At 63.0% G+C, this 6,917-nt stretch carries 3 protein-coding genes and 3 tRNA genes; all 6 read left to right on the plus strand.

Going from position 1 to position 6,917, the window contains the following annotated elements:
• Positions 1-599: 599 nt before the first annotated feature.
• A complete protein-coding gene (locus ACTOWJ_RS07035; protein ID WP_441333879.1) occupies positions 600-2,798 on the plus strand; it encodes an alpha-galactosidase D in 2,199 nt (732 codons plus the stop codon).
• 440 nt (positions 2,799-3,238) lie between these two features.
• Complete coding sequence (gene lon, locus ACTOWJ_RS07040; protein WP_441333880.1) at positions 3,239-5,671, plus strand: endopeptidase La; 2,433 nt, start codon at positions 3,239-3,241, stop codon at positions 5,669-5,671.
• Positions 5,672-5,907: 236 nt separating this feature from the next.
• The gene (locus ACTOWJ_RS07045; protein ID WP_064749769.1) at positions 5,908-6,180 is read left to right on the plus strand and encodes an HU family DNA-binding protein; all 273 of its coding nucleotides are present in this window, start codon (positions 5,908-5,910) and stop codon (positions 6,178-6,180) included.
• 62 nt (positions 6,181-6,242) lie between these two features.
• A tRNA-Val gene (locus ACTOWJ_RS07050) sits at positions 6,243-6,317 on the plus strand.
• A 97-nt stretch (positions 6,318-6,414) separates the two neighbouring features.
• Positions 6,415-6,491 (plus strand) — tRNA-Asp (locus ACTOWJ_RS07055).
• A gap of 149 nt (positions 6,492-6,640) precedes the next feature.
• Positions 6,641-6,717 (plus strand) — tRNA-Asp (locus tag ACTOWJ_RS07060).
• Positions 6,718-6,917: the final 200 nt, after the last annotated feature.

Genomic DNA, 6,917 nt, shown 5'->3' on the forward strand with positions numbered 1-6,917 from the left:
CGAAACACAACGACGACGCCCCGGACCTCCGGGGCGTTTTCGTATGCGCGTTCATCGCGCTTGCGCCAAGCCGATAAAGACCTCCGAAGTCCGACGGTAGGAGCTGCGCAAGCTGCGACTGCGCTGTCCGCGAGCGCCTCGCAATCTGCGTCGTAGCCGTGTTGTCGCAGTCGCAGCTTGCGCAGCTCCTACCGTCGGACTTCGGGCTCGCTAATGGGCTGGCTACCAGGACATCACTCAATCCGTGCCGTCCGGCGCGCTTATTGCTGCGCTGCAGCTTGTATCGCCTTTGATCTCATAAATATGATTGATCTTATAAATATAAATGGCACTTCACAGCGCTACACGCGCGACTTCCAGGTTCCAGAGCGCAACGCAGCCGTGCGCGGCAGACAAGGTCGGCGTGCGACGCACGGCTTGTAGCGGTACGCAACTCAAGCGGTAACCGGTTTTTCAGTCGGGCTGTCGTGCCCTCGGCATGCAGCGCTCGCAGATGGGCTCCGGAGAGATGGCGTCGGTCCATCTGCGGGCGGCCCACTGTGGCGTGGACGGCCTGTTTCTCGGATCGAGTCTTGACCGACTCTCTAAAGGGCGACCCCATGGCAACCGATCACATCGACGCGCTGCGCGCAGTGTTCGCGTACCGCGCTTCAACACCGGCCGCTTCGGCGCGAACTCCTCGCTGGACGACTCGACTGGCCGCGATCGCTCTATGTAGCGCGATGCTGCCGGCCTATGCGCAGACCAACGGTGTCGGTCAACGGCCGTATCTGGGCTGGAGCACTTTCAGCCAACAGACCATCGTCGACGGGTTCCTCACCCAGGACAACATGATCGCGCAATCCGACGCCCTGGCCCGATCCGGGCTGACCGCGCACGGGTATCGTTATCTCAACCTGGATTCGGGCTGGACCGGGCCGTACGACGGCTACGGACGAGTGACCAGCGGTTTGCGCGACATCAACGCCCTGGTCGCGCACGTCCATCGCAACGGCCAGAAACTCGGCGTTTACTGGGTGCCGGGCGTGCAGCTGCCCGCGGTCGAGGCCAACTATCCGATCTTCGGCACGCCGTACCGCATCCGCGACATCCTGGCCGAGCCGCATCGGGCCGGCAATGCGTTCGGCGACAGGAACACGACCTCGCCGTATCACTACAAGATCGATTTCTCCAAGCCCGGCGCGCAGGAGTACGTGGACTCGGTCGTCGCGCAAATCGCATCGTATGGCGTGGATTTCATCAAGCTCGACGGAGTCACGCCGGGTTCCTACAACAACGATCTGGGGATCGACAATCGCGCCGACGTGGAAGCCTGGTCGAAGGCGATCGCGAAGACCGGCAAGCCGATCTGGCTGACCGTATCGTGGGGCTTGCAGCAGGACTATCTGAGCACCTGGCAAGATTTCTCCAACGCGCGGCGCATCCAGGGCGACGTCGAATGCGAAGGGCGCTGCGCGACCATCACCAACTGGGCGATGGTGGCCCAGCGTTTCTACGATCTGGTCGCCTGGCAGAACGACGCCGGACCGACTGCGGGCTGGAACGACCTGGATTCGCTGGTGGTGCTCAACGGCGTCAACTCCGGCTTGAATCCGGAAGAGCGCAAGACCGCGATTTCGTTCTGGGCCTTGGCCAATTCGCCGATGTACCTGGGCGGCGACATGACCAAGCTGGACGAAACCGGCCGCCGCTTGTTGAGCAACGACGAAGTCATCGCGGTCAATCAATCCGGCCGGCCGGCGAAGCAGGCGGTCGGCGGCAAGGGCCAAGTCTGGGTGTCGGATCAGGGCAACGGCGTTTACTACGTGGGCCTGTTCAATTTGAACGCGTTCGCTTCGCCGATGCGCGTGCGCTGGAGCGAGTTGGGCTTCAAGAGCGCGTCGCGGGTGCGCGATCTGTGGAGCGCAAGCGAACTCGGCGGCCATCGCGAGGGCTTCGACGCGGTGGTTCCCGCCCATGGCGTGCGTTTGTTGAAAGTGGTCGGCCGCGAGCGTTCGGCGCCGGCGCCGCGGCAATTCTACGAAGCCGAAACCGCGGTGCTGGGCGGAACGGCGCGGATCGGCGACTGCGTCGCGTGCTCCGGTGGGCGCAAGGTCGGCTATCTCGGTCTGGGCGCCGCCAATACGGTGACCTTCGATCAGGTTCGCGTGCCGCGCGCCGGCATCTATCTCATGCAGGTCGATTCGCTGACCTTGGGCCCGCGCGCTTTGTCTTTCAGCGTCAACGGCGGACCGTCGACGTCGATGAATCTCGGCGGCAGCAGTTTCGCGCTGCCGTCGTCGACGGCGGTGCCGGTGCGGCTGCGCGCCGGTCTGAACCGCATCGAGTTCGACAATGCGACCAGTTATGCCTCCGATCTGGACCGGATCGCGATCGGCGGCGATGGCGGGTCCACGCCGGCCAATTCGATCACTTACGAGGCGGAGAATGCGCTGGTCGGCGGGGTGCGCAGCAAGAATGCCGCGTTCTGCGAAGCCTGTTCGGGGCTGGCGAAGGCCGGCAATCTCAGTGGGCAGGACGATGTGCTGTTCGACCAGGTCGTCATGCCCGAGTCCAGGACGTACCGGATGGAAATCGACTTCCTGACCAAGGAGCCGCGCTCGTTCTTGCTCAGCGTGAACGGCGGTGCCGATCGGCGGCTGGATTTGAGCGGCAGCAGCTGGGACCTGCCGTACAGCGCGGTGATCGAGGTGCCGTTGAAGGCGGGCACGAACACGATCCGGCTGCGCGGCGCGAACGGCGGGTTCGCCCCGGACCTGGACGGCATCGTGATCGATACCGGCCGGGCAGGTTACTGATCCCGGTTGTCGCCCTGTAGGGGCGGCGCAAGGCGCGACCGCGACCTCAGCTTGCGCCGTTTGCCGATGTCGCGGTCGCGGCTTGCGCCGCTCCTACAGGGGCCTTGAGCGGGCTCGGTGTGGCAGGAGCGGCCCGCGGCGCTCCACGCCCGCGAGACCGCGCAAAAACCTGTCCGATCCGGGCGGTTATCGGCGTGTGTTCAGACAATATCGGCGTAATGTCGAAGGCGCCGGTTCAGCCCTGCCGCCAGGGCGTCCGCGGTCACTAGTGCCGCGGACAGAACTTTGCGTGCCGAATAAAGTTAAATAACTGATAGAAAAGGTTTTTTTAGCGAATTTGCTGCCCCGGACCATCGTCGCGCTTGCATCGCCCAGGCCTCAGCCCCATAACTCGGTCGTGGCGGCCGAGGTGGTCGCCAATCGCACATTCTGGAGTCCGCATGTCCGACCGTACCGAACACGAAATCCTGCAACTGCCGGTGCTGCCGCTGCGCGACGTGGTCGTGTTCCCGCACATGGTGATCCCGCTGTTCGTGGGCCGCGACAAATCCATCCGCGCCCTCGATCTGGCGATGGAATCCGACAAGCGCATCCTGCTGGTCGCGCAGAAGTCCGCCGAGACCGACGATCCCGGCGCCGAAGATCTGTACGACATCGGCACGCTCGCGCAGGTGCTGCAGTTGCTCAAGCTGCCCGATGGCACGATCAAGGTCCTGGTCGAAGGCGTTTCGCGCGTCGGCGTCAGCGAAGTGGTCGAACGCGACGGCGCCTTGTCGGGTCAGGCCGTGGTGGTGGAGCCGATCGTCGATCGCGAGGAGCGCGAGATCGAAGCGATCGCGCGTTCGCTGATGGGCCTGTTCGAGCAGTACGTCAAGACCAATCGCAAGCTGCCGCCGGAGCTGATGCAGACCCTGACCGGCATCGACGAGCCCGGCCGCCTGGCCGACACCGTCGCCGCCCACCTGGGCGTGCGCATCGGCGACAAGCAGAAGCTGCTCGAAACCCATGAGATCGGCGCGCGCCTGGAACAGCTGGTCGGCCTGGTCGACGGCGAGATCGACGTGCAGCAGTTGGAAAAGCGCATCCGCGGCCGGGTCAAGTCGCAGATGGAGAAGAGCCAGCGCGAGTACTACCTCAACGAGCAGATGAAGGCGATCCAGAAGGAGCTCGGCGAGATCGACGATGCGCCCAACGACATCGACGAGCTCGCGCGCAAGATCGCCGAAGCCGGCATGCCCAAGCCGGTGGAGACCAAGGCCAAGGCCGAACTCAACAAGCTCAAGCAGATGTCGCCGATGTCGGCCGAGGCCGCGGTCGTGCGCAATTATCTGGATTGGCTGCTCGGCGTGCCGTGGAAGAAGCGCAGCAAGATCCGCAAGGACCTCAAGGCCGCGCAGGACGTGCTCGACGCGGACCACTTCGGCCTGGAGAAGGTCAAGGAACGCATCCTTGAGTATCTCGCCGTGCAGACGCGCGTGAAAAACATGAAGGGCGCGATCCTGTGCCTGGTCGGTCCGCCCGGCGTGGGCAAGACCTCGCTGGGTCAATCGATCGCCAAGGCCACCAACCGCAAGTTCGTGCGCATGTCGCTCGGCGGCGTGCGCGACGAGGCCGAGATCCGCGGCCATCGTCGTACCTATGTGGGTTCGATGCCGGGCCGCATCGTGCAGAACCTCAACAAGATCGGTACCAAGAACCCGCTGTTCGTACTCGACGAAATCGACAAGATGTCGATGGACTTCCGTGGCGACCCGTCGTCGGCGCTGCTGGAAGTGCTTGATCCGGAGCAGAACCATTCGTTCAACGATCACTACCTCGAAGTCGATATGGACTTGAGCGAAGTGATGTTCGTGGCGACCTCCAATTCGCTCAACATTCCCGGTCCGCTGCTCGACCGCATGGAAGTGATCCGCATCCCGGGTTACACCGAGGAAGAGAAGCTCAGCATCGCCATGCGCTATCTGCTGCCCAAGCAGATCAAGGCCAACGGTCTGAAGGTCGAGGAGATCAAGATCGTCGAATCGGCGGTGCGCGACATCGTGCGCTACTACACCCGCGAATCGGGCGTGCGTAATCTGGAACGCGAGATTTCCAAGATCTGCCGTAAGGTGGTCAAGGAAATTGCGCTGGCCGGTCCCAAGACCAAGAAGAGCAAGGACGGCGCGCACAGCATCAGCTCGAAGAACCTCGAGAAGTATTTGGGCGTGCGCCGTTTCGATTTCGGTCGCGCCGAAGAGCAGAACGAAATCGGCCTGGTGACCGGTCTGGCCTGGACCGAAGTCGGCGGCGACCTGTTGCAGGTCGAAGCCACGCTGGTGCCGGGCAAGGGCCAGTTGATCCTGACCGGCCAGCTCGGCGACGTGATGAAGGAATCGGCGTCGGCGGCTTTGTCGGTGGTGCGTTCGCGCGCTCAGACCCTGGGCATCGACGTCGAGTTCCTGCAGAAGCACGACGTGCACGTGCATGTGCCCGAGGGCGCCACGCCGAAGGACGGCCCGAGCGCGGGTATCGGCATGGCGACCGCGCTGGTGTCGATGCTGACCAAGAATCCGGTCAAGGCCGATGTGGCGATGACCGGCGAGATCACCTTGCGCGGCCGGGTGCTGCCGATCGGCGGGTTGAAGGAGAAGTTGCTCGCGGCGCTGCGCGGCGGCATCCGCACGGTCATCATTCCGGAAGAAAACCGCAAGGATCTGGCCGATCTGCCCAAGAGCGTGACGCAAGGTTTGAAGATCGTGCCGGCGCGTTGGATCGACGAGGTGCTCGATCTTGCGCTTGAACGTCCTATCGCGCCGACTCCGGCCGCCGGCGGCGGCGAACTTCCGGTGCGCGAAAGCGGCAAGACCAATTCGCAGCCCGACGTCAAGCACTGACTCGGGCCGCTGGTCGGATAGCTTGAAATCGATGCCGAAAAACCGCTGAAAGCCGCGCCACTGTTGGGTTTCAAGCTTGCGCCCCTAAAATGCCGCTGGTATAACGACCGCTACCGCATGGCTGGATGCACAACGAAACTGTCGCGCGGCACACTTGATCGGAACGCACGCCTCCTGCGGCGAACGTTCCGATTCTCAGAACACGCGGTCACACCGCACAGGGAGTTAAAAAAATAATGAACAAGGCCGAACTCGTAGCCGCCGTCGCCGAAACCGCCGAGCTGTCGAAGACCGACGCTACTGCCGCCGTCGATGCGCTGATCGACGTCGTCACCAAGGCGCTCAAGAAGGGCGACACCGTAACGCTCGTTGGCTTCGGCACCTTCCAGGTACGCAAGCGCGCCGCCCGCCAGGGCCGCAATCCGAAGACGGGCGAAACGATCAAGATCGCCGCTTCGAAGAATCCCTCCTTCAAGGCTGGCAAGGCGCTGAAGGATGCTGTAAACTGAGCAACTCGACGGCGGTGCAGGTCATCGCCGCGCGGAACCCAAGCAGTAAGCCCAAGATATTCGGGTGCTTAGCTCAGCGGTAGAGCGTCTCCTTTACACGGAGAGGGTCGGGGGTTCGAAACCCTCAGCACCCACCAGGCTGGCTGGTCTTTCTGCCGAAGCGCCCATCCAGACGGTGCGCGATACGAGTCGGGTTCCCGGTTGTAAGTTTCAGCGGTACGGTTTTAAAGCAGCGGAGTGGTAGTTCAGTCGGTTAGAATGCTGGCCTGTCACGCCGGAGGTCGCGGGTTCGAGTCCCGTCCACTCCGCCAGTTTTGCCAAAGGCGCCGTTCGCGGCGCCTTTGTTTTTATATAAGTGAGGGCTTTCGATTTTGCCGCGATGCGGCAAGCCGATATCGAAAGCCGGGCTTCGGATCTGCGGGGTGATAACCGGAGTTTCGAGGCGGAAGTTTCAAAGCGCGGAGTGGTAGTTCAGTCGGTTAGAATGCTGGCCTGTCACGCCGGAGGTCGCGGGTTCGAGTCCCGTCCACTCCGCCAGTTTTACCGAAGGCATCGGAAACGGTGCCTTCGTTTTTTCAGGGGCGTCCCAGATGGGGCGCCCTTTTTCTTTGGTTCATCTCCCATCTGAGGGGAAAGGCGCACGGCCGACCGGCAGAATTGTTGTTGTCTAGGCAGCAAAACGGGGTCGGCCGTGGCCAATGGAGATTGTATTACCGCGCTCGGGGGCTGGAAGGGTT

The organism is Lysobacter sp. CA199, assembly GCF_052078715.1.
In the GTDB taxonomy this organism is placed as follows: Bacteria; Pseudomonadota; Gammaproteobacteria; order Xanthomonadales; family Xanthomonadaceae; genus Lysobacter.

What these genes read in the sequence shown, in the direction of transcription:
- ACTOWJ_RS07035 (WP_441333879.1), top strand. Translation starts at nt 600, where the DNA reads ATGGCAACCGATCACATCGACGCGCTGCGCGCAGTGTTCGCGTACCGC.
- lon (WP_441333880.1), top strand. Translation starts at nt 3,239, where the DNA reads ATGTCCGACCGTACCGAACACGAAATCCTGCAACTGCCGGTGCTGCCG.
- ACTOWJ_RS07045 (WP_064749769.1), top strand. Translation starts at nt 5,908, where the DNA reads ATGAACAAGGCCGAACTCGTAGCCGCCGTCGCCGAAACCGCCGAGCTG.